We start from the raw sequence: 22,189 nt of genomic DNA, 5'->3' as shown, positions 1-22,189 counted from the left end.
GCATGGCTCCAGGAGGGGGCGGGGAGGGGGGCTCCCGAAGGGCCGGAGCCCGGCCGGACCTCCAGGCGCTGCTTGCAAGCTGCAAGGAAAGACCGCCCGTGATAGTTGGCCTCGGATCATGGCCAACGAGCTAGAGCGGGAGGTCGCACGGCGACGTACCTTCGCCATCATCTCCCACCCCGACGCGGGAAAGACAACCCTGACGGAGAAGCTGCTGCTCTACGGCGGCGCCATCCACCTGGCCGGCAGCGTCAAGGCCAAGCGGGCGCGGCGGCACGCGACCAGTGACTGGATGGAGCTGGAGAAGGAGCGTGGCATCTCCGTCACGTCGTCGGTGCTCCAGTTCACCTACCGCGACCACGCGGTGAACCTGCTGGACACCCCGGGCCACCAGGACTTCTCCGAGGACACCTACCGCACGCTCTCCGCCGCCGACGCGGCGGTAATGCTCATCGATGCGGCCAAGGGCGTCGAGCCGCAGACCAAGAAGCTCTTCAAGGTCTGCCGCATGCGCGGCATCCCCATCTTCACCTTCGTCAACAAGCTGGACCGCTACGGCCGCGAACCGCTGGAGCTGATGAACGAGCTGGAGCAGGTGCTCGGCATCCGCTCCTACCCGATGAACTGGCCCATCGGCATGGGGCCGGAGTTCCGGGGCGTCTACGACCGGCAGGCGCGCGTGGTGCACGTGTTCTCCGCCGAAGGCTCGCACGGCGAGTCTGAAGTGGCTGAGCGCTCGGTGTCCATCGACTCGCCGGACATCCTCAACTTCCTCTCCGAGTCGGAGCTGGCGAAGCTCAACGAGGACATCGAGCTGCTCGACATCGGCGGTGACGCGTTCACCCGCGAGAAGTCGGACTCCGGGCAACTGACGCCCATGTTCTTCGGCAGCGCGATGACGAACTTCGGCGTGCGGCCCTTCCTGGACGCGTTCCTGGACCTGGCGCCCGCGCCTTCCGCGCGCCTCACCACCACGGGCGAGCGCGAGCCGACGAACCCCAAGTTCGCGGGCTTCGTCTTCAAGATCCAGGCGAACATGGACCCCGCGCACCGCGACCGCATCGCGTTCATGCGCGTGGTGAGCGGCCGCTACGTCAAGGGCATGAACGCGTTCCACTCGCGCCTGGGCAAGGAGGTGCGGCTCGCCAAGCCCAGCCAGTTCATGGCCGCCGAGCGCACCTCCATCGAGGACGCGTGGCCAGGGGACGTCATCGGCCTGTTCGACCCGGGCCAGTACCGCATCGGTGACACGCTGGCCGAAGGCGCCACGGACGTGTCCTTCGAGGGCGTGCCGCGCTTCAGCCCGGAGTTCTTCGCCGTGGTGCGCTCCAAGGATCCGCTGCGCCGCAAGCAGATGGAGAAGGGCCTGGAGCAGCTGTCCGAAGAGGGCACGGTGCAGATCTTCCAGCAGCTGAGCATGGGCATGAAGGACCCCATCGTCGGCGTGGTGGGCGCGCTCCAGTTCGAAGTGCTGCAGTACCGACTGGAGCACGAGTACGGCGCGCGCATCGCGCTGGACCGGCTGCCCTTCAGCCACGCGCGCTGGGTGGTGGGTGCGAACTTCGACCCGCGCTCGTTCGACTGGGAAGGCAACCGGCAGACGGTGCAGGACCGCGACGGGCTGCCCCTGGTGCTCTTCCGCGACGACTGGGCGCTCCAGCACGCCGAGGACAAGCACCCGGAGCTGAAGTTCCTGGCCGAGGCGCCGATGATCCGCGCCACGACCCCGGTCGCCACCGGAAGCTAGCGCCGGCCCGGGGCAGGGAGGCGGCAGCGTGCGCCTCCCACCGCCCCGGAAGGCAGCCGGCTACTTGTGCGGCACCACGGTGCCGCCCCGGAAGGCGGAGTCGCGTAGCACGAGGCCGTCCTGCTTGAAGAGGCGCGCGGCCTTGGGGCCGACGAAGAAGTCCTTCGGGTCGCCTCGGCGGAAGGTCTTCTTGATGAACTCCTCCACCTCCAGGTAGAGGCGGCGGAACTTGTCCGGGGCCGCGTCGCGCCGGCCCGTCTGGGACGTCACCTCCAGCTCCACCCACATCTGGCCGCTGAGCAGCTCGCCCTCTTCGTTGCGGCGCGAGCGCCCGATGAAGATGACGGGCGAGCGCACCTCGTCGATGCGCCACGAGCCCTTGTCCGGCCCGCGCTTCACCTTGTCCACCAGCGCGGGGCCGATGTCACTGGCCACGAGGTACAGGTCCTCCTCCGGCAGGTGGGGGACGTTTTCCATGCTGGCGCGGAAGGGCTTCCAGTCCGCGGGAACGCGCCGGGGGTAGACCTCCAGCACGTGACGCTCCAGGAAACGGAAGAAGGCGACCTCATCGTCGGGTGCCATGAAGAATTGGAGGATGTTGGCCATCGCGGCGTCCTCATACCCTGGAAGCACGTTAGAAACACAGCCATGGACACCTGGCTGCGAACCCGGATGCACGAGCTGTGTGACTTGCACGGCGTCATCAACCTGGCCTCCTGGGACCGGGAGGTGTACCTGCCCGCCAAGGCCGCCACCGCCCGCGCCTGGCAACTTTCCACCCTCCAGGCCCTCCACCACGAGCGGCTGGTGGACCCGCGCCTGGGCGAAGCGCTGGCCCGCGCCAGCGAGCCGGGCCCTTCCTCCCAGGCCCTGACGCCCGACGAGCAGGCCATGGTGCGCGTGCTCACCCACGACCGGGAGCGCGCGGTGCGGCTGCCCGCCCGGCTGGTGACCGCGCTGGCCCAGGCCCAGGGCGCCGGCATCCAGGCCTGGCGCGAGGCCCGCGAGGCGAAGCGCTTCGCCCACTTCCAGCCCGCGCTGGAGACGCTGCTGGCCCTCAGGCGCGAACAGGCGGACGCGCAGGGCCACGACGGCGAGCGCTACAACGCGCTGCTGGAAGGCTTCGAGCCCGGCATGCGCGTCCAGCGCCTCACGCCGGTGCTCACCGCGCTGCGCGACGCGCTCATCCCCATGGTGGCCGCGCTCGCGCAGACCCGGCGGCCCGCGCCCGCGTTCCTCGACGGGCGCGCCTACGACACCCAGACGCAGTGGCGCTTCACGATGCGGCTGTTGGAGGCGGTGGGCTTCGACCTGGAGGCGGGCCGCCAGGACGTCAGCATCCACCCGTTCACCAACAGCCTGAACGCGCACGACGTGCGGCTCACCACGCGCCTGGACGCGGCGCACCCCATGTCCGCGCTCTTCGGCACGCTCCACGAGGCGGGCCACGGCCTGTACGAACAGGGCTTCGCCCCGGAGCTGTCGCGCACGCCGCTGGCGTCGGTGCCCTCCATGGGCCTGCACGAGTCCCAGTCCCGCCTGTGGGAGAACCTGGTGGGCCGCGGCCGTGCCTTCTGGGCGCACCACTTCCCGGCGCTGAAGGAGGCCTTCCCGAAAGAGCTCGCGGACGTGGACCTGGACGGCTTCCACGCGGGCATCAACCACGTGGCGCCCTCCCTCATCCGCGTGGAGGCGGACGAGGTGACGTACAACCTGCACATCGTCCTGCGCTACGAGCTGGAGCTGGCGCTCTTCCGGGACGAACTGCCCGCGTCGGAGCTGCCGTCCGCGTGGAACGAGCGCATGCGGCGCTACCTGGGCCTCACGCCCCCGGACGACACGCAGGGCGTGTTGCAGGACATCCACTGGGCCTGGGGCGAGCTGGGCTACTTCCCGACGTACGCGCTGGGCAACCTCTACGCCGCGTCACTGCACGCCGCGGCCCGGCGCGCGCTGCCGGAATTGGACGCGCACCTCGCCCGGGGAGATGCGTCTTCGCTGCGCGGGTGGCTGCGGGCCCAGGTGCACTCGCACGGCTTCCGGCTGCCCGCCGAGGAGCGCGTGCGGGCCGTCACCGGTGAAGGGCTGACGGATCGCGACTTCCTCTCATACCTGCGCGCCAAGTACGGCGCGCTCCATGGCGTCACGCTCTAACGGGGCCTGTCCCGCTCAGGCGGCGAACACCAGCGGCCGGCACGCGCGCGCCAGGTGCAGCGCGTCCCGCGCGAGCGTGTTGGAGGCGGGATCCTCCGCCTCCAGCCACGCGGCGCGAGCCACCTGGCTGCCCAGCTCGAAGCACAGGCTCGCGGTGCGCCGCGACAGCCGGCTCTCCTTCTGGAGGGCCCGGATGTTGAGCTCGCACAGCTCCGCGCACTGGCGCAGCAGCCGCACCGCTTCCGCGTCCGCCGGAAGGCCCTGGGCCTTCAGCCGTGCCATGCCCTCCTCGCAGGAGGTCTGGCACTGCAGGCTCGCGGCGATGCACCGGGAAACCTCTGTACGCGCCCCACCTGCCCTGGCTCCCAACATGACCACGCCCTCCCTGGGTGAGGCGACAAAGGTACGCATGCTCGCTGTGCCGGCAACCTGCACCCCGGGTCCAGATGGGGCTTGAACACCTGCTTCCGGGGGGCCTGGACACGGGGCGCCATGGGGATCCCCAGGAATCTCGCGCGATTCGCCCGGGCCCGTCTTTTCGTGCCGGGAAACGTCAGCTTCCCAGCACAGGGTAGGGCGCGAGCAGCGCCACGAGTTTTTCACCGTAGAGCCGCACGCGCTTCTCCCCGAAGTACGGCAGTTGGGACAGCGCTTCCGTGTTCGCGGGCGGCTGGGAGGCGAGCGCGTCCATCAGCGGGTTGGTGAGGATCACGCTGGGCGTCACCTTGCGCGCCGTGGCCTGGTCGATGCGGAAGGCCTTGAGGGCATCCTCGCGCTTGCGCCGGTGGGGGTCGCGCGGACCCTTGGGCTCGCGGTCCAGGTCCAGCTCACCCCGGGCGGCCTTCTCCTGCTGCTCGCGGATGAGGGTGAGGATGGCGTCGCCGTGCGCCCGCACCACGGCGCCGCGTACGCCGGCCGCGCGCGCCAGGTCCTTGTGGGTGTTGGGCTGCTTCAGCGCCAGGTCCGTGATGGCCATGTTGGACAGCATCCGGCCCATGGGCACGTTGTCCTTCTCCGCCCACTCCAGCCGCTGCTTGTGCAGCCCCTGCGCGATGGCGTGCGCCAGCGCGTACTGCGTCGAGGACAGGCCGCTGCGCGACAGCTTGGGCTTGTACTCGGCGCCGGTCTCCGGACGGGCCGCGGCCTCGTCGCACATGCGCGCGCAGTCCAGCAGCACCTCTTCCAGGATGTCCGCCTCGCGGCACGCGTCGCGCACCTGGCGGCCCAGCTCGCACAGGTAGCGCACGTCGTTGGCGATGTAGTCGCGCATGCCCGGGGGCAGGGGGCGCAGGGAGAAGTCGGACTGCTGGTGCTCCTTGGGCAGCTCGACGCCCAGCTTCTCCCGGGCCAGGTCCGCCAGCCCCACCTTGGGCCAGCCCAGCAGCGTCACCGCGCGGTGCGTGTCGAAGAGGCCGCGCACTCGCACGCCTGCTTCGGCGAGGAACTGGAGGTCGCCCTGCGCGGCGTGGAAGAACTTGGTGCGCTCCGGGTCCGCCATCAGGGGGACGAGCAGGCGCGGGTCCACGCCTGGCTGGAGCGTGTCGAAGAGGAAGATGTCAGCGTCGGTGCCCAACTGGAGGAAGCACAGCCGGGCGCGGAAGGCGTGCATCGCGTCCGCCTCCAGGTCCACCGCCAGTTCGGGCGCGGATTCGAGCACTCGCGTGGCCGCCTCCGCGCCGGCTGCGTCCACCACATCCAGGGCACCTTGAGGGAAGGTCGGCATCGCGGGGAGCAGGCTAGCGGACCGGCCCGCCCCTTTGACGTGTTTTTTCCCGAACCGCCGCTAGGATGGCCCCGCCGATGAACGACGCCCAACGCCTGGAAAAGAGCCTGCTTGGCCACATGGGCCGAGCCATCGCGGACTTCCGCCTCATCGAGGCGGGGGACCGCATCATGGTGGGCGTGTCGGGGGGCAAGGACTCCTACACGATGCTCCACCTGCTGCGAGAGCTGCAGCGGCGAGCCCCCGTGAAGTTCGACCTCCTCGCCGTGAACCTCGACCAGGGACACCCGGGATTCCCCGGTCACATCCTGGAGGGCTACTTCGAGCGCGAGGGGTACGCCTACAAGATGCTGAAGGAGGACACCTACAGCATCGTGTTGGAGAAGACGCCGCCGGGGAAGACGCAGTGCTCGGTCTGTTCGCGGCTGCGCCGGGGCATCCTCTACAACGCCGCCGTGCACCTGGGCTGCAACAAGATCGCCCTGGGGCACCACCGCGACGACCTCATCCACACGATGCTCCTGAACATGTTCTTCGCCGGGAGCCTGAAGGCGATGCCGCCGCTCCTGAAGAGCGACGACGGGCGCAACGTGGTCATCCGGCCGCTGTGCTACGCGCCGGAGAAGGAGATCATCCAGTTCGCGGCGGCGAAGGCGTTTCCCATCATCCCCTGCGACCTGTGCGGTTCGCAGGAGAACCTGCAGCGCAAGCGGATGCAGAAGCTGGTGGAGGACCTGGGCAAGGAGATCCCCAACGTCCGCCAGAGCCTGCTCAACGCGATGTCGAACGTGCGGCCCACGCATCTGTTGGACAAGACCCTGAACCCGGACCCGCTGAACGCGAATGAAGAGGGCCCCGTGGTTCCCCCCCCCACCGACGACACGCAAGGGAGCGCCAGTCCATGGCTCGAGACCAGGCAATAAAGACGCGCAAGGAGCGCAACGCGGCGCTGGTGGAGGCGATGCTGCTGGCCGCGATGGCCGACGGCAGCGTGTCCCAGCGCGAGATGCAGACGCTGCTGGCGCGCGTGCTGGAGCGCCCGGAGTTCGAGGGCACGCAGGCGGGTGAATTGAACCTGCTGGTGGAGTCCAGCGCGGTGCGGCTGGCGGAGGCGCGCAACCTGGAAGAGGTGCTCGCGTCCCTGCGGCGGCGGCTGCCGGACCACAAGAACCGGATGCTGGCGTTCGGGCTGGCGGCGGCGGTGGCGCTGGCGGATCAGCGGGCCACGCGCTCGGAGCTGGGGCTCTTGAAGACGTTCCAGGCGGCGCTGGGCATCTCCGAGGACGAGGTGGCGCAGATCATCGACGTCATCGAGCAGGGCGGCAGCCTGTCCGAGGCGCTCGGCGAGCCCCTGGAGCGGCTGTTCGCGGAGGTGATGGTGCTGGTGCTGGCGGCGGACGGCCAGCTCAAGGAGGCGGAGGCCCGGGCGATGGTGGAGAGCTTCGCGGCGGATCCGCTCTTCCAGAACGTGAGCCCGGAGCGGGCGCAGGGCTTCGTCAGCGAGTCGGTGGCGGCGCTGGCGTCGGACGGCCTGCCGCAGCGACTGCACGTGCTGGCGCACGGGCTGGCCACGCACTCGCAGCGGATGAAGGCGTACCAGCTGGCCACGAAGATCGCCCACGCGTCCGGGAGGACGAGTCACGCGGAGCAGCGGCTCTTGGACCTGCTCCAGGCGACGTTCGGTCTGGCGGACGATGAAGTGGCGCGGTTGGACCAGCAGGGGTAAGCAGGGAGTGGCATGACCCCGCACGTCCCCTCCGGTTCACGGCACTCCTTCCGTTTCGGCCTGCCGCCGTCGCTGGGCAGTGAGACGGCGCGCGAGCGCGCGGAACGGCTCGCATCCTTCCTCCAGCGCGCGCTGGGCAAGCTCGTGGAGGTGGGAGTCGCCACCAGCTACGAGACGCTCGCCAAGGACCTGCTGTCCGGGCGGGCGGATGCCGCCTGGGCGCCGCCCTTCGTGTGTGCGCGCATGGAGGCCATGGGGGTGCGGGTGCTGGCGCGCGGGGTGCGTCGGGGCATGTCCAGCTACCGCTCCGCGCTGGTGGGGCGGGCGGGCTCCGGGCTGACGCTGGAGAAGCTCAAGGGCGCCAAGGCGGCGTGGGTGGACCGCGATTCGGTGGCGGGCTACCTGCTGCCCAGCGCGTACCTGAAGACGCAGGGGCTGGAGCCGTCGCGGGCCTTCGTGTCGCAGCAGTTCACGGGCTCGTACCAGGGCGCGCTGGAGGCGGTGCTGGAGGGCAGGGCGGAGGTGACGAGCGTGTTCTGTCCGCCGGCCTCCACCGGGCTGACGTTCGCCACGGGCGTGGAGGACGTGCTGGGCAAGGGGATGGGTTCGCGCTTCGAGCTGCTGGCCTACACGGACGAGGCGCCCAACGACGGCGTGCCGGTGGCCATGGGGTTGCCGGCGCCGCTGGTGGCCTCGCTGGAGTCGGCGTTGCTGGGGTTGCCGGCCACGCCGGACGGTCAGGCGCTCTTGCGCGACATCTTCAACGCGGAGCGCTTCGAGGTCGCCCCGCGCATGGGATACCGCGCGCTGTACCGCGTGGCGCTGGCGAGCCTGTAGGCGCGGCGTTTCCGCAGCCGGCGGGGCAGGGCGCTCATGATGCGCCCGGGCCTACTTGTCTGAATCGGGGCCGTTGCCGCGCGTGGGGCGCCGGGCATTGGAGACGGAGCCCTCGGAGGAACGGGCGCCCTTCGCGGGCGCCTTGCCTCCGACGGAGTCCTCCGCCGCACGCACCGGCTTCGAGGCGGAACGGCTGTCGGCGGCACCTTCCAGCGCGCGCACCGGCTTCGAAGCGGACCGGCTGCCAGGGGCGCTCTCCGGAGCACGCACGGGCTTCGCGGTCGGCCTGAACTCCACGGGCCCTTCCGACGCCGGCTTCTCTCCCGTCCGGCCTGCGTCCTCGTCACCCCGAACGGGGCGCGTGTCCGCGTGGCTCAGGCCGGTGTTCTCCCGGGTGCGCACCGGCCGCGCTTCGGGACGGCTCAGGCCGGAGTTCTCCTTCGTGCGCACCGGCCGCTCCGGCGGACGGGCCACCCCGGCGTCCTCCGGCGAGGCCGCGGCCTTCGTCGACGACTGACTCACGGCGGACGGCTCCGGCGGAGGCGGCGGCTTCGCGGGCGCCTTGCCCTGGGCCGGCGGCGTCCCCGTCACCTTCGGGGCCGGGGCGCCCGGCCGGGCCATCAGGCGCGGGTCGAAGTAGATCATCGTCGGCTCGGCCGCGAAGCGCTCCTCCTCCAGCTCCTCCGCGTACACGTCGCGCATGAACGCGGCCAGGTGCGCGCTGGTGCCGTGCAGCTTCTCCTGCTGGAGGAACTCCTCCAGCGCCAGCTGCAGCTCGCCCGCGGTGGAGAACCGGTCGTCGCGCTTGCGCGCCAGCGCCTTGAACACGATGGCGTCCAGCGACTTGGGAATGCCCGGCACCGCCTCCGACGGCGGGACGATTTTAAAGCCCACCACCGCCTTGAGCGTGGCCATCTCCGACTCACGCTTGAACAGGCGCCCGTTGGTCAAGAGCTCGTAGAACACCGTCCCCAGCCCGAACACGTCCGAGCGCGCATCCAGCGGCTCGCCCCGCGCCTGCTCCGGGGACATGTACGCGTGCTTGCCCTTGATGGTGCCCACCACCGTCTGGGACAGCTTGCCCTGCGCCTTCGCCACGCCGAAGTCGATGAGCTTCACGCCGCCGTTGAAGCCCACGAGCACGTTCTGCGGCGACACGTCCCGGTGGATCAGCGACAGCTTGCGGCCGGACGGACTGCGCGCGTTGTGCGCCGCGTCCAGCCCCGCCGCCGCCTCCGCGATGATGCGACAGCGCAGGCCCAGCGGGAACCCTCCCGGGTGCGCCGACGCGCGCGGCACCAGCGACCCCAGCGGCTCGCCGTGCACGTACTCCATGGCGATGTAGTACTGCCCGTCCACATCCCCCATCTCGTAGATCTGCGCGATGTTCGGATGGTTCAAGAGCGCCGCGATGCGCGCCTCGTCCAGGAACATCTGGAGGAACTCGTCGTCCTCCGACAGGTGGGGCAACAGCCGCTTCACCACCAGCAGCTTCTGGAAGCCCACCGGCCCCTTCTGCCGGGCAAGGTAGACGGCCCCCATGCCGCCGGTGGCCAGCTTGCGCAGCAATTCATAGCGGCCGAACGTTTCCACTCCGACCGTGACGATAGCCGCGCCCGCGCGGATCTCAAAAGTCCGTCACCCCGGAAAACGCGAACCGGGCCGGTCCCCTTGGGAACCGGCCCGGCCGCGCTGCGTCACGAGTCTTCGCGAACCCCCTACGGCGTCGGGGCGCAGATGCTGCGGTAGCGGATCTCCACGGACTGACCCGGGGTAGGCACCGAGCCCTCGTTGAAGATGACCGCGTTGCGGCCCGCGTCGTACAGCCACTGGTTGCTGGGGATGACGCGGCCGTTCACGCGCACGCTCAGCTCCGCGGTGCCGTCCGGCTGGGCGGTGAGGGTGAAGTCGGCCTGCGGCTCACCGGCCTGCTGGATGATGGGGTCCAGGAACCCCCGGTAGTCGCCCTCGCAGATGGAGCCCACCGAACCGCCGGTGCCCTTCGCGACGGCGGCGAAGCGGTCCGCGCTGGCGCCGGCGGTGGTGCACGCGGTGCTGGTGGGGATGAGCGCGTGCAGGTTGCTGCGCTGGGACATGCCCGTGCCCTTCAGCGTCTGGAGGAACTGGATGTAGCTGTCCGGCTCGAAGCCCGAGTGGTCGTCCTCGTCCGCCAGCACCACCACGGCCATGCGGGCCGCGGCGCGGGTGAAGCCCAGGTTGCCGTCGTTGGGCTGCGCGGTGCGCACGTCGTCGGCCTGCTCGGACAGCGGAGCGGACAGGCCCTGGCGCATCGTCTCCAGGCCCTGCACCAGGTTGTGGCAGAGGCCCACGCCCAGGTTGGACTGGATGGTGGGGGCCGCGTTGGCGCTGGTGCCGGACACGACGCGGGCCCGGCTGCCGTCCACCGGGAAGAGGCGACCGGCCTCACCGCCGTTGGCGCCGCCGCCGCACACGCCCGTGCGCTGCACGAGGCCGGTGCTGGTGACGCCCACGCGCACGTCCACGTTCAGCTCCTTGGCGCGCTCCAGCCAGCCGGGAATCGCGGCCTTCAGGCGCTGCTGGTAGGTGTCCATGGTGGTGGTGTTGGAGACCACGAAGAGCACGTCCAGCTGGCTGTCGGTGCCCTGCGTGAAGCGGTCCACCTGGATGCCCTCGTGGTTGGTCTCCGCGAGCAGCGGGACGAGGAAGCCGTTGGGCTCCGTGTCCGCCCGCAGGTACATGGGGCTGAAGTGCTGGCCCAGCACGTTGCGGGCGTAGTTGACCTCCATCTCGAAGCCCTGGCCCGGCGCCAGCGTGACGGGCGCGGTGACGGGCGTCATCAGGGAGAACTGGTTGCTCGTGCCGTTGCCGATGACGGCGTCCGCCACGGTGAGCGGCTCGCTGCAGCGGTTGGAGATGAACGTCTTGCGAGGCTTCGCGGCGCAGTCGTAGCGGATGGGCCCGAAGTCCACGAAGGACGGCGTGGCCACCAGGCAGGACGCCTGCGACACGGCGTGGATGGGCAGCGTCACCGTGGGGAACGCGGGGTTGTTCACCGTGAGCTGGAGCTCGCCGTTGAACTCACCGCCCGTGGTGGGCGCCCGGAAGGAGATCATCGAGCTGAAGGCCGTGTCGTAGAGCACCACGCCGCCGGTGATGGGACCGCCGGGCATGGTGAACACGCCGCCGCCGTCGTTGGACAGGTGCACGTTCTTGATGGCGCACTCGGCCCGGCCGGGGTTGCGGAAGTAGAAGCCCAGCACCGCGCCGCGGCCCGGCGCCACGTTGGCGAACTCCAGGGACGGCTGGGGCAACAGCTCATACACGCAGGGGCCGCTCGCACGGGCGCGGCCCGTGAGGGTGATGGCGCGCTCGGGCGTGAACAGGTCGTTGGACTGCACGTAGAGCGTGGCGGTGAAGGGCCCTTCCGTCTTGGGCTCGAAGTAGACCTTCAGCTCCAGCGCGTCGTCGCCCGGGGCAATCTGGAGGCCGTTGGCCTCCAGCGCGGGCCACGTGCCGCCCTTCCACGGGTAGTTCTGCGTGCCGCGCGTGGGCGTGGCCACGGCGAACTGCACCGCGTCGCCGTCGGCGCGCACGCCGGTGAAGGTGAGCGGGCCGTTGGTGCCGGCGTTGGTGATGCGGATGACCTGCTCCACCTTGCCGCCCACCGGCAGCTCGCCGAAGTCGAGCGCCACCGGGGCCACGGCCAGCGTGGGCCGGCCACCCCGAGCGTCCAGCATCACGCGCGCCTCACGCGCCTTGTCGGACGCGTACGCCACGGTGAGGTTGCCCACGTTGGGGCCGGAGAAGCGCGCGGCGAACTCCATCCGCATCTCCACCACCTCGCCCGGCTGCACCGTGGAGCCCTCGGGCTTGGACAGGGGCGAGAAGGCGCGGTCGCTGGTGGCCAGCGTGGAGATGGTGACGGGGCGCCAGGTGATGTTGCGCGCCCGGGTGAAGGACTCGGTGCGCTCGTGCACCGGGATTTCGTCGAAGGGCACCGGCGCCGGGTCGAACGCGAAGGCGCTCGCCACGGAGTTGCCCTTCAGGTCCACCACGGACGGGGTGCACGTCTCGCACGAGACGACTTCCAGGCGGGCGCCCATCTGCCCCAGCGCGCGCGGCAGGTACTTCGTGCGGATGACCTGGGTGGTGTTGGGCGGCACCGTGATGGTGTCCGGCGTGAACGGATCCGCCTGGTCGCCCGCGACCTTCAGCGTCAGGGGCAGGTCCACCGGGTTGGTGACGGTGACCTCCAGCACGCGGTCGCTGTCCACCTCCAGCGTCTCGTAGTCCAGCACCGGCGGGTACACGCCAATGGGCGTGGGCGTGCCCAGGCCGCGCACGGGGAGCTGGTGGGTGGAGCCCACGTTGGCGTCCGTCGTCACGCGCAGCGTCTCTTCCACGGCGCCTTCGGCCAGCGGGTGGAAGCGCACCTTCACCACGTGCGACTCGCCCGGCGGCACGCGGCCGCCGCCTTCGGTCAGCTCCACTTGATAGGACGGATTGTCGCCCAGCCCCAGCGCCTCCAGCGCGGAGAACGGCACGTAGCCCACGTTGCGGATGCGCACCTCGCGCTCACGCCATTCGCCCACCGGCACCTCTCCGAAGTCGAGCGCCTCCATGTCCAGCACCGCGGTGGCCTGCACCCCGCGCGTCTGGTCTTCTTCGTGACACGCCAGCGTCCCCGCGACCAGCGACGCCAACAGGACGAACCGACCCCTCCACCCCATCACCATTGTCCGCTCCCCACCCTTCCCCACCACACGCACACGGATGCCCGGGACACGTGATCCATCTCGGGCTGGCTCTAATCAAGTCTCGTGCCGTCGCGGGGCCGGAGGGGGCGCCCACCTGAAATCAAGGACTTGGCGCGGGCCTTGGCGGCCAAGTGAGCGCTGGAGGGAACCAGGGTGCCCTGGAGGGTGAAAGGTTTTTCCCGACCTTTTGCCAACCCTCACCCCCATCTTTTCAGGGGGGATACCGGACGTTTCCCGCGACGAAGGTCGCGATCGCATCGGCCACGGCCTGCGGCTGCTCCAGGTGGACGTGGTGGCCGCCCTGGAAAACCTGGGGAGGGCCCACCAGGGTGCGCAACGCGTCCAGGCGCCCCTGGAGGAGGGGCGGGGAAGGGGACAGGCCGTCGCTCCCACGCAGGACCTGGACGGGGCAGGTGACGGCGGCCTCCAGGGCCAGCCACTGGTCCTCGTCGAAGCCCTGGCCGAAGCGGCGGCGGTGGCGCGGATCGAAGGTGAAGGCCTGCTCGCCCTCGGGCGTGGGGTGGGTGCCGTGGCGGGCAAAGAGCAGGGCCGCGTCCGGGGACAGGGTGGGGTTCGCCTGGCGCAGGCGCTCCGCGGCGGCCTCCACGGTGGGGTAGCGCTTGCGGTTGGGTGGGCGGCGCGCGTCGTCCAGGAAGCCGCGCAGCCGCTGCACGGCCCCCTCCGGGGGACCGCCGGAGGGGCCCAGGCTCTCGATGAGGGTCAGGCTCTGGATGCGCTCGTGGCGCGCGGCGGCGTACGCCAGCGCGACGATGCCGCCCAGCGAGTGCCCCACGAGGTGCACGGAGGGCAGGGCCAGCCCGTCCAGGGTGGCCTCCACGTCCAGCAGGTGGTCGCTGAGGTGGTAGGCGGCGCCGGGCCCCACGTGGCCGCTCTCCCCCATGCCCCGGAAGTCGAGCAGCACCGTGCGCCAGTCGTTGGGCAGGTGTTCGCAGAGCGGGTCGAAGCTGTGCGAGTGGTCCAGCCAGCCGTGGAGGAACAGGACGGCGGTCGTTCCGCCCGGGTGGCGCTGGCGCACGTGCAGCGGCAGGCCCTCGGCATCCAGGGTGAATGATTCGAAGGGGGCGGTGGGCATGAGAGCTCCTCATGCCCGTGTGTCAGCAACGGGGTGTGGGCCTCAAGGGGCCGCGCGTCCGCCCATGCGAGGTTGCCGAGCCCGTCAAGGCCGGGCGCGGCCGTGCGACAACGCTGGGTCGGCTCGGACCAGGGCGGCGCGCATGGCCGCCCGTGGCGCGAACTCAGATGGCGGTGGTGGACGACGCGGCGGGGCGCGGCGGGCCCCCCGAATCCGGACGGCCGAGCACCAGCGCCAGCTGCCGGGCCTGGCTCTCCGTGGCGCAGCGGTACTCCTGGACCTTGCCGTTGGGCCGTTCAATCCGAATCACCCAGACGTCATTCTCCTTGGTCACCACAGGCGCTTGGGACATTGCTTCCCTCCTTGCCCGGACAGAAAGCATCCTTCGTGCCGACACCTGGGCTTGAGCCAAATGCCTGATTTCCGGCCGTCTCCCCGTCTGGCGGCGGAACGAGTGACAAAATTCGTTCAGCGAGCCGACAATTTTCGGGCGTCCGGGTCGCACTCCTTGCGTAGCCCCGCAGGGCAATCCGAAGTCGTTGGAATGACAAACATGCTTCAGGCCGGGTCAGGCCACTCCCAGGCGGAGCGGTAGCCGCCGTCCGTCTGGGTGCCTTCGATGAAGCGCGCGTAGAACGCGTGGCTGCTCAGGGTGGCGGAGTCGCCCACGACGAACAGGTGCCGGCGAGCGCGGGTGAGCGCGACGTTCATGCGACGCAGGTCGTTGAGGAAGCCCAACTGCCCCTCGCTGTTGGAGCGGGTGAGGCTGACCAGGATGGCGTCCTTCTCCCGGCCCTGGAACGCGTCCACCGTGTCCACCTCCACCTCCGGGTGGACGGCCTCCAGCGCCTCGCGAAGCTGGCGGGCCTGGGCGCTGTACGGGGCGATGACGGCCACCTCGCGTGGGGACAGGCCCAGCGCCAGCAACTGGCGCACGCGGGCGACCACGTAGTCCGCTTCACCCGGGTTGAAGAGGCTGTGCGTGGTGGGCTCCACCTCCTCGTCGAAGCCCTTGCCCGCCGTGTCCAGGAAGAGCACCGGCGGGGCGTCCACCTCCGCTCCGGGCGTCAGCACCTCCCCGAGCGTGCGCTCCGCCACGGACGGGTGGGCGCGCAATTCGTCGGCGTACATCTCCCGGGAGGGGAAGGCCATGATGGTGGCGTTCATCCGGTACTGCTCGCGCAGCATGCGCTTCACGTCGTCGCCGTGGTCCTTGAGCAGCCGCTCGAAGAGGCTCACGCCCAGGCCCGCCTTGGACGCCTCCTGCGACAGCACGGTGGGCGGCAACTGCTGCGGATCTCCAGCGAGCACCACCTTCGGCGCGCGCAGGAAGCCCAGCAGGGCCAGGGGTTCGGTGGCCTGCGTGGCTTCGTCCAACAGGGCCCGGTCGAACTCCTCGCCGGCGAGGATGCCGGAGCCCAGGCTCGCGAGCGTGACGCACACCACGTCCGAGCGCGCGAGCACCGCCCTCACGGCCTTCTTCTCCAGCTTGCGCGCCTCATCCATCAGGTCCTTCGCCTCCGCCGTGGAGGAGCGGGCGTTGGAGAAGCGCTCGCGGCTGCGGCCCTGGCTGCGCTGGCGGCGCGCGTAGCCGAACAGGTCGAAGGCTTCATCGAACAGGTCACGGCTGATGATGCGGTCCGGGTGCTCCTCCACCACGATGTCCAGCGTGTGCTCCTGGAGCCGCGCGGCGACGCGGGCCGGGTGGCCCACGCGGATGGCCCTCAGGCCCTTCTCCAGACACAGCTCCAGCAGGTGATCCACGGCGGCGTTGCTGGCCGCGGTGCACAACAGGCGCTCCCCGCGCGCGACGGCCTGCGCCGCCACCTCCGCGAGCACGGTGGACTTGCCGGTGCCGGGCGGGCCGTGGACCAGGAAGAAGTCCTCCGCGGCCAGCGCGCGCTTCGTGGCGTCGAGCTGCTCCGGGTTGAGCGGGCGGCTCGGCGTGAAGTCCTTCGTGTTGTCGAAGCGCGGGGGCTCGTTGCCCAGCAGCACCTCGCGCTTGTGTCGCTCGGCGCCCTTGTCCAGGGCCTTCACGCGCTGGAGGCCCGCGCGCACGCGCTCATACGTGATGTCGTTGGGGACGACGTCCAGGCGCAAGAGCCCTTCGGAGATGTACGCGGGCGGGTCGCGGTCGAACGCGAGCTGGATGCGGGTGGAGGAGGCGCGCGACACGAGCGCCTTCGCCGGGTCCTTCACCTCCGCGCGGCGGGGCAGCACCGCCACGAAGTCGCCGTTGGACAGGCGCGTGGGCAGGCGTCCCCGGTCCGCGCGGGCGAGCGTGAGGAGGATGCGGCCGCCCAGGCCCACCTCCTCCTCGACGGTCTCCAGGTCCAGCACCGACAGGCCCTGCTCCTCGCGCTCACGCAGGGACAGCCCCTGCGCGAACGCGGCGGTGCGGGCCTTCTCGGCCTCGCGCTCCTGGGCGAGGAGCGAACCGAGCTTGTCGAAGAACGAGACGTCACGGGCCATGGGGCAGGTCATGCCACCACAGGCGCCCCGGCGGCCAGCGTGCCGTCACGGCCCGTGTCGGGCAGGGGCCCCTACTGGCAGGCGTACGTGTACGAGGAGGGGGTGCTCCAGGTGCCGTCCGCGTTGATGAGGCGCACGGTGTAGCCGCTCGTCGGGTAGGTGGTGCCCCAGCAGTCGCGGGCGCGCACGTCGTTGCGGAACGCGGTGCCCAGGCTCCAGTTGCCCACGCGGCGCTGCTTCTCGTACGCGGCCACGCGGTCCACGGCCTCCGCCCAGGTGGCGTCCGCGGCGAGCACGTCCCGGCGCTTCTCCAGGAACTTCTGGAGCCAGGCGTTCTCCGTGATGCCGTTGTAGCCAATCACCGGCGCCACCTGCCCGCTGTTGCCCAGGGCCGTGTTGGCGCTGCGGATGATGGCCTTCACGCCGCTCTCGCCGTGGTTGATGGCCGCGTCGTACAGCGCCGCCTTGGTGAGCGCCTGGGTGAAGCCCCAGCGCGTGGCCTCGTTCATGATGGGCGTGTAGTAGAGCGCGTCGCTCACCTGGTCCTGGCACTGCTTGAAGTCCGCCTGCGTCGCGACGGTGTTGAAGCTGGCCGCCCAGTCCGCCGTCCAGTTGCCCACCGCGTCCAGCTCCGCCGTGGAGGCCTGGTCCTGGCCGGTGGACAGGAAGCGGTTGTTGATGACGTTGAGCGCGGACCAGTACTTCGCGAGGCGGTTGCCATTGGCCTCGGTGCGCAGCGCCCGGTAGCACTGCACGACCTGGATGGCGTCGCCGGTGCCGGTGCAGAAGCCCGCGCGCCCGTTGGTGTAGCCGCGCCCGTCCTGGATGTTCTCCGAGTAGGCGTAGTTGAGCGTGGGCGTGTCGTTCTCCCAGATGCTCGTCAGGGCCTCCGCGACCTTCTTCTGGTTCGCGGTGAGGCCGGAGCCGCCCGGGGACGTGGTGCCGCAGCTGTCGGACTGGACCTTCACGTTGGCCGCGGTGAACGACGTGTTGGAGGTGGTGGAGTAGTAGAACGTGTGCGACGCATTCACCGCCACCGTCAGCGCGGAGGTCCGCGTGAAGGTGCACGTGCGGTTCGACTGCGTATGCGTCCAGCCGGGTTGATCATCGTCACACGTCACGCCCGACGGCACGTCGATGGAGATTTGAGGATTGGCGATGGCCACCGTGCCCGTGTTCTTGAACACGAGCGTGCCCCAGTAGTCCGCGCCCACGTACGTGTTCGTGGTGACCGAGTGCGTGCACGCGCCCAGCGCCTGCTCCACCGCGGCCGGTGCACCTCCGGCGTCGACTTCCTCCGCCGCACCACAGCCGACGGCCAGCGCCGCCAGCCCCGTGAGGACGAACAACCGACGGGCTCCACCCTGTGAACGCTTCGCTTCCATGTGCCTGCTCCCTGTCGTGGACGGTGAAGGCCGGTCGTGAGGCCGCATCCCCGCGAAAGCTGGAATATTGGAATTTACTGCAAAGTCCAAGTCCTCCCTGTGCGCGGGAACGCGAAGGCCGCGCCTACCCTGGCGCAGGCGCCGGAGCGTCCGGCAGCGGCAGCACCCGCCACAGTTGGGGCTTGTCGTACTGGGGCGGAATCATCCCCAGGGGCCAGCCGTCCGCGGTGAGCTCCGCGTACTGGTAGCCGCGTCCCCCGAAGGGGATGCGGGTGCCGGTGCCGGGCAGGCCCACGCCGATGGCCGCGTGCGCCAGCGCATCCGAGTACAGCATCACCGCGTCCACGCCCACCTGCCGCAGCAGCATCAGCGCCAGGACCGCCTTGGAGTCGCAGTCGCCGCGGTCCTGCGCGGGCACCAGCCCCGGCGGGACGATGCCGAACGGTTCGTCCCCGGGCAGCTCGTAGCGGATGCGGCGCACGAAGCCGAGGATGAGCTCGGTGGCCTGCGCCGCGTCCAGGTCGCGCTCGCGGATGGAGACGGCGAAGCGCTCGCCCAGCACGCGCACCGGCTCCGCGTTGCTGTGCATCAGCTCCGCGTAGATGCAGCGCATGTCCGTGCCGCACCCTGGCGGCGCCACGTACGTGAAGCGCTCCGGGCCCATGGAGCGGTAGCGCAGCCGCACGCTGTAGTCGCGGTGCGCCTCTTCCAGCCCGCGCTCCACCGACTCGCCCAGGCCATAGGCCACCAGTTGCCGCGCGGGCGCGAGCCCCTCCACGCGCCAGTCATACGCATGGGCCCGGTCCGGGGGCGTGTCCTCCGGCACCAGCACCGTGCCCAGGTCCAGCGTGGCCTCCACCGGGGCGCCCGTGCCTGCTTCCGTCGGCGCGGGCGCCGCGAGCCGGCCCGCCTTGCGCAGCTCCACGCGCCACACGGCGGTGATCAGCACCGCGCCCACCAGCGCCAACACCCACCATCGGATCCAGGAGCGCGGGGCCATGCGAACTCAGGCGGGCGCGCGCAGCATGCCGGTGGGAAGCTGCGGGAAGGGGATGAGGCCGTTGAGCGTGGCCTGCAGGCCGGGCGCGGTGAGCAGGGCGATGACGAGCAGGAAGGCGCACAGGATGAGCGCCGCGGCGATGTTGCCCTTGCGCACCTCCGCCAGCTCATCGATGCCCGGCGTCATCCGGTCGAACAGCCGCACGCCCAGCGCGAGCACCGCCACGCCCACCGCCAGCGACAGCGCGACGTGCACGAGCGACAGGCCCATCAACTGGAGCACCGCGATGGGCGGCACGGGCGGGTTCTGCACCGCGATGTCCACCGCGTCCCCGGTGGCCTTCAGCGCGTGCTGCACGAGCAGGCCCAGCGACACGAGGCTCGTCGCGTGCACCAGCCCCGCGGCCACGTTGCCCTGGCGCAGCTCCTCCACCGGGTGGCTGTCCAGCAGGCGGCCAAGGCCATGCATTCCCAGGCCGATGCCGAGCGCGGCCACGAGGCCACCGAAGACGACCTTCACGAGTCCGACGACGAAGAGGGTGAGGTCCATGGGGCGTGCGAGGGACTGTAGCGGAAGTCCCCCCCGCCGCCATGCCGGATGCTCACGCGTCGTGCTCGGTGCCCTTCTTCCGGCGGCTGAGCGTCCAGCCAAGGAGGAGCAGCGCCGCCCAGCCCGCGCCTGACGCCGGCCCGCTGCCCACGGAGCACCCCAGGCTGCGCGACATGTCCGACGTCGGGTCGTACTCCACGGCGACGTGGAAGTTGCACAGCGCCGCGTTGCCGGCCCGGTCCAGGGCGGTCACCTGCACCGAGTGCATCCCCGGCGCCAGCGGCGTCCCAAGCTCCGGGGTGTAGAGGATCTCCGCCGGGGACACGGTGTCCTCGGCGGTGGCCAGCGGGTAGTCGGCGCGGGTGCCGGACATCACGGCGGTCTTGAGCGTGACGTCCTCCGGGCAGGTGAGGGCGGGCGGCCGGGAGTCGCGCACCTTCACCTGGATTTCACACGCGCGGCTGTTGCCCGCCTCATCGGTGCGGGTGAGCTGCACGCGGGTGATGCCCAGGGGGAACAGGTCGCCGGGCGAGTGCGTGCGGGAGGTGGTCGTCCGCGCGGAGACGTTGTCGCTGGCGTCAGCCTCCGGCCACCACGCGCGCGCGCCGTCAGGCCCTTCGGCCTCCACGCGCACCTCGGACACCTTGCACGCGGCCGCGGGCGGCTGGCCGTCGCGCACGGTGACGGGGAAGGCGCAGGTGGACGTGTTGCCCACGCGGTCGCGGGCCGTCATCGTCACCAGCGTCGTGCCCACGGGCAGGGTGCTGCCGTTCTCCGGGATGACGGAGGTGATGACGTCGCCGCCCGACTCCTCCGTCACCGTGAAGGGCGGGTAGTACACCGTGGCGCCCTGGGACGAACGGGTGTTGACGATGAGCTCCGACGGGCAGCCCTGGATGGTGGGCGGCGTCAGGTCGGCCACGGTGACGTCCATGGCGCACGCGGCGACGCGACCCTGCGCGTCCTCGGCCTCGTAGTAGACGCCGAAGCCCATGGGCATGGACAGCGGTGTGCCCTCGGGATGGCTGGTGCGCACCGTCAGGGGCGCCTGTCCGCCGGTGAGCGTGGGCACCGGGAGGTGCATCTCCGTGCCCTGCGCATGCGTGGCGGGCACGTCCAGGTGGGCCGGGCAGTCCCGGAAGGCGGGCGCCGTGGCGTCGCGGTCCAGCCGCCACAGCGACAGGCCCTGGAAGTTGCTGTCATCCGGCACCAGCAGCGAGTCCCCGAAGGACACCACCGTCGACGGTGAGTAGGTCCGGCTCGACGGCACGCGGGCCAGGCGGTACGTGCCCTGGGCGGTGCCGTCGGTGCGCCACAACTCCGCGCCCCACTCATTCGGGGCGCGGTAGAAGACGAGCTCATCCCCCCAGGCGGCGAGGAAGCTCGGCACCCTCTGCTGACCCGCGTCCTCCAGCGGGACGACCGTGGTCTTCTCCGCCGTGCCGTCCGTCATCCACAACTGGCGGCCGGAGCCCGTGCCCTGGGTGAGGTAGTAGACGCGCGCGCCCGCACGGACGAGCGTGACCGTCCCGGTGATGTCCCTGGGAAGCGCCTTCACCGGCAGGGTGCCCGCTTCGGTGCCGTCCGTGCGCCAGAGGTCCACCTGCTGGCCGTCCTGCGCGAGGAACAGCAGGGTGTCACCCAGCGCGGTGAACTGGCTCAACGCCGGCTCGAAGCGGCCCGCGACGAGGTCGCTCACCAGGGCGGTGCCCTTCTCCGTCCCGTCCGTCTTCCACAGGGCCCGGCCGTGCTGGACGTCGTCCACGGTGAAGAAGCAGGTGGAGCCCATCGCGGTGATGGCGCTGGGATTCGAGGACCCTACGCCGGGATGGATGTCGCGCACGCGCCAGGTGCCCGCTTCGGTGCCATCCGTGCGCCACAGCTCGCGGCCCTCGGGACCGGCGGCGCTGAAGAGCATGGCGTCGCCACACCGCCCCAGGATGGAAGGGAAGGAACCCTGGGGGCCGGGCAGCACGTCCTTGATGCGCACGGTGCCCGCTTCGGTGCCGTCCGACTTCCAGATCTCGCTGTCGCCCTCGCTGCCCTCCGCGACGAACAGCACGGAGTCGCCGAAGGCGACGGGCAGGTTGGGCGAGCGCACGCCGCTGGCCACCCCCGGTTGGATGTCGCGCACGACGTGGGTGCCCTGGGCGGTGCCGTCGCTCGTCCACAACTCGCGGCCGCTGGCCGAGTAGCTCCAGGCGGAGAAGAACAGGCGGCCGGGCACCGCGGCCAACGTCATAGGGTCCATGACGGCGGAGGCCGGCACCAGGTCCTGCACGGAGCGCGTGCCCTGGGCGGTGCCATCCGTCGCCCACAGCGTCAGGGGCCGGTGCTCGTAGGACTCCACGCGCGGGCCGGTGAAGAAATAGAGCTGCCCGTTCAGGAGGGCCCGGGGCTGGGACTCGAAGTTCGTGACCAGGCTGGAGAAGACGTTCTCGTCCGGCAGCTTCGACAGCTGACGCACGCTCACCGAATCCGGGCCGTCACCCGCCGCCAGCGCGGGGCCGCCGACCGCCACCAGTGCCAACGCCGAAAGCCACGCACGACCGCTGACAGTCATCATCCCGACCCCTCCCCGCCACAACGCCCGTGACACCGACTGCTTGGCGACCGCCGTCCGGTGGATCCACGCGGGACCCGCCTGACGTCACCCACACTGGGTGCGCACCGTCCGCACGGTCCGGCGGATCCACAACCCGGGGGCCGGCTGACTGTTCGCAAGCCATCGCTGGGAAGCGGTGTCACACCTGTTTCATGTGTT

Annotated in this window: 17 protein-coding genes; 5 read left to right on the top strand and 12 right to left on the bottom strand. The window is 70.8% G+C overall.

Annotated elements, in window-relative coordinates; all coding sequences use genetic code 11:
* The first annotated feature begins 118 nt into the window (after positions 1 to 118).
* Entirely contained in the window at positions 119 to 1,747 is a 1,629-nt protein-coding gene (locus tag D7X74_RS06055; RefSeq protein ID WP_120531959.1) for a peptide chain release factor 3, read from the top strand.
* Between the two features lie 60 nt (positions 1,748 to 1,807).
* Here D7X74_RS06055 and D7X74_RS06050 read toward each other — a convergent pair whose 3' ends face one another.
* Positions 1,808 to 2,353, bottom strand: a complete 546-nt coding sequence (locus D7X74_RS06050; RefSeq protein ID WP_199732852.1) for a hypothetical protein — start codon at positions 2,351 to 2,353, stop codon at positions 1,808 to 1,810.
* A gap of 42 nt (positions 2,354 to 2,395) precedes the next feature.
* Here D7X74_RS06050 and D7X74_RS06045 point away from each other — a divergent pair, with 42 nt between their 5' ends.
* The gene (locus tag D7X74_RS06045; RefSeq protein WP_120531957.1) at positions 2,396 to 3,901 is read left to right on the top strand and encodes a carboxypeptidase M32; all 1,506 of its coding nucleotides are present in this window, start codon (positions 2,396 to 2,398) and stop codon (positions 3,899 to 3,901) included.
* A gap of 15 nt (positions 3,902 to 3,916) precedes the next feature.
* On the opposite strand, the gene D7X74_RS06040 is transcribed toward D7X74_RS06045, so the two are convergent.
* Positions 3,917 to 4,183, bottom strand: a complete 267-nt coding sequence (locus tag D7X74_RS06040; protein WP_233601993.1) for a hypothetical protein — start codon at positions 4,181 to 4,183, stop codon at positions 3,917 to 3,919.
* A 271-nt stretch (positions 4,184 to 4,454) separates the two neighbouring features.
* Entirely contained in the window at positions 4,455 to 5,624 is a 1,170-nt protein-coding gene (locus tag D7X74_RS06035; RefSeq protein ID WP_120531955.1) for a ribonuclease D, read from the bottom strand.
* Positions 5,625 to 5,689: 65 nt separating this feature from the next.
* Between D7X74_RS06035 and ttcA the strand changes: the two genes are divergently transcribed.
* Genes ttcA through D7X74_RS06020 form a run of 3 tightly spaced genes read left to right on the top strand, consistent with a single transcriptional unit; the run spans position 5,690 to position 8,187 of the window.
* Entirely contained in the window at positions 5,690 to 6,547 is an 858-nt protein-coding gene (gene ttcA, locus D7X74_RS06030) for a tRNA 2-thiocytidine(32) synthetase TtcA (protein ID WP_120531954.1), read from the top strand.
* Positions 6,526 to 7,350, top strand: a complete 825-nt coding sequence (locus tag D7X74_RS06025; protein WP_120531953.1) for a tellurite resistance TerB family protein — start codon at positions 6,526 to 6,528, stop codon at positions 7,348 to 7,350. The genes ttcA and D7X74_RS06025 overlap by 22 nt, the downstream gene beginning before the upstream one ends.
* A 12-nt stretch (positions 7,351 to 7,362) precedes the next feature.
* Complete coding sequence (locus D7X74_RS06020) at positions 7,363 to 8,187, top strand: phosphate/phosphite/phosphonate ABC transporter substrate-binding protein (RefSeq protein WP_120531952.1); 825 nt, start codon at positions 7,363 to 7,365, stop codon at positions 8,185 to 8,187.
* Positions 8,188 to 8,238: 51 nt separating this feature from the next.
* On the opposite strand, the gene D7X74_RS44025 is transcribed toward D7X74_RS06020, so the two are convergent.
* From D7X74_RS44025 to D7X74_RS05975, 9 genes are all read right to left on the bottom strand, one after another.
* Complete coding sequence (locus tag D7X74_RS44025; protein WP_233601992.1) at positions 8,239 to 9,780, bottom strand: serine/threonine-protein kinase; 1,542 nt, start codon at positions 9,778 to 9,780, stop codon at positions 8,239 to 8,241.
* Positions 9,781 to 9,905: 125 nt separating this feature from the next.
* Positions 9,906 to 12,905, bottom strand: coding sequence for a choice-of-anchor D domain-containing protein (locus D7X74_RS06010; protein ID WP_120531951.1), 3,000 nt, complete (start codon positions 12,903 to 12,905; stop codon positions 9,906 to 9,908).
* Between the two features lie 232 nt (positions 12,906 to 13,137).
* Entirely contained in the window at positions 13,138 to 14,019 is an 882-nt protein-coding gene (locus D7X74_RS06005; RefSeq protein ID WP_120531950.1) for an alpha/beta fold hydrolase, read from the bottom strand.
* Between the two features lie 163 nt (positions 14,020 to 14,182).
* Complete coding sequence (locus D7X74_RS06000; protein WP_120531949.1) at positions 14,183 to 14,371, bottom strand: hypothetical protein; 189 nt, start codon at positions 14,369 to 14,371, stop codon at positions 14,183 to 14,185.
* A 206-nt stretch (positions 14,372 to 14,577) separates the two neighbouring features.
* Positions 14,578 to 16,491, bottom strand: a complete 1,914-nt coding sequence (locus D7X74_RS05995) for an AAA domain-containing protein (RefSeq protein WP_120531948.1) — start codon at positions 16,489 to 16,491, stop codon at positions 14,578 to 14,580.
* Between the two features lie 71 nt (positions 16,492 to 16,562).
* A complete protein-coding gene (locus tag D7X74_RS05990) occupies positions 16,563 to 17,876 on the bottom strand; it encodes a chitosanase (RefSeq protein ID WP_120531947.1) in 1,314 nt (437 codons plus the stop codon).
* A gap of 124 nt (positions 17,877 to 18,000) precedes the next feature.
* Positions 18,001 to 18,876, bottom strand: coding sequence for a hypothetical protein (locus D7X74_RS05985; RefSeq protein WP_120531946.1), 876 nt, complete (start codon positions 18,874 to 18,876; stop codon positions 18,001 to 18,003).
* Positions 18,877 to 18,882: 6 nt separating this feature from the next.
* Complete coding sequence (locus D7X74_RS05980; RefSeq protein ID WP_120531945.1) at positions 18,883 to 19,425, bottom strand: DUF350 domain-containing protein; 543 nt, start codon at positions 19,423 to 19,425, stop codon at positions 18,883 to 18,885.
* A gap of 52 nt (positions 19,426 to 19,477) precedes the next feature.
* Positions 19,478 to 21,991, bottom strand: coding sequence for an HYR domain-containing protein (locus tag D7X74_RS05975; RefSeq protein ID WP_120531944.1), 2,514 nt, complete (start codon positions 21,989 to 21,991; stop codon positions 19,478 to 19,480).
* Between the last annotated feature and the right edge of the window lie 198 nt (positions 21,992 to 22,189).

This window comes from Corallococcus sp. CA047B (genome assembly GCF_003612065.1).
Lineage (GTDB): Bacteria > Myxococcota > Myxococcia > Myxococcales > Myxococcaceae > Corallococcus > Corallococcus praedator.
This window is presented reverse-complemented; position numbering and strand designations above follow the sequence as displayed.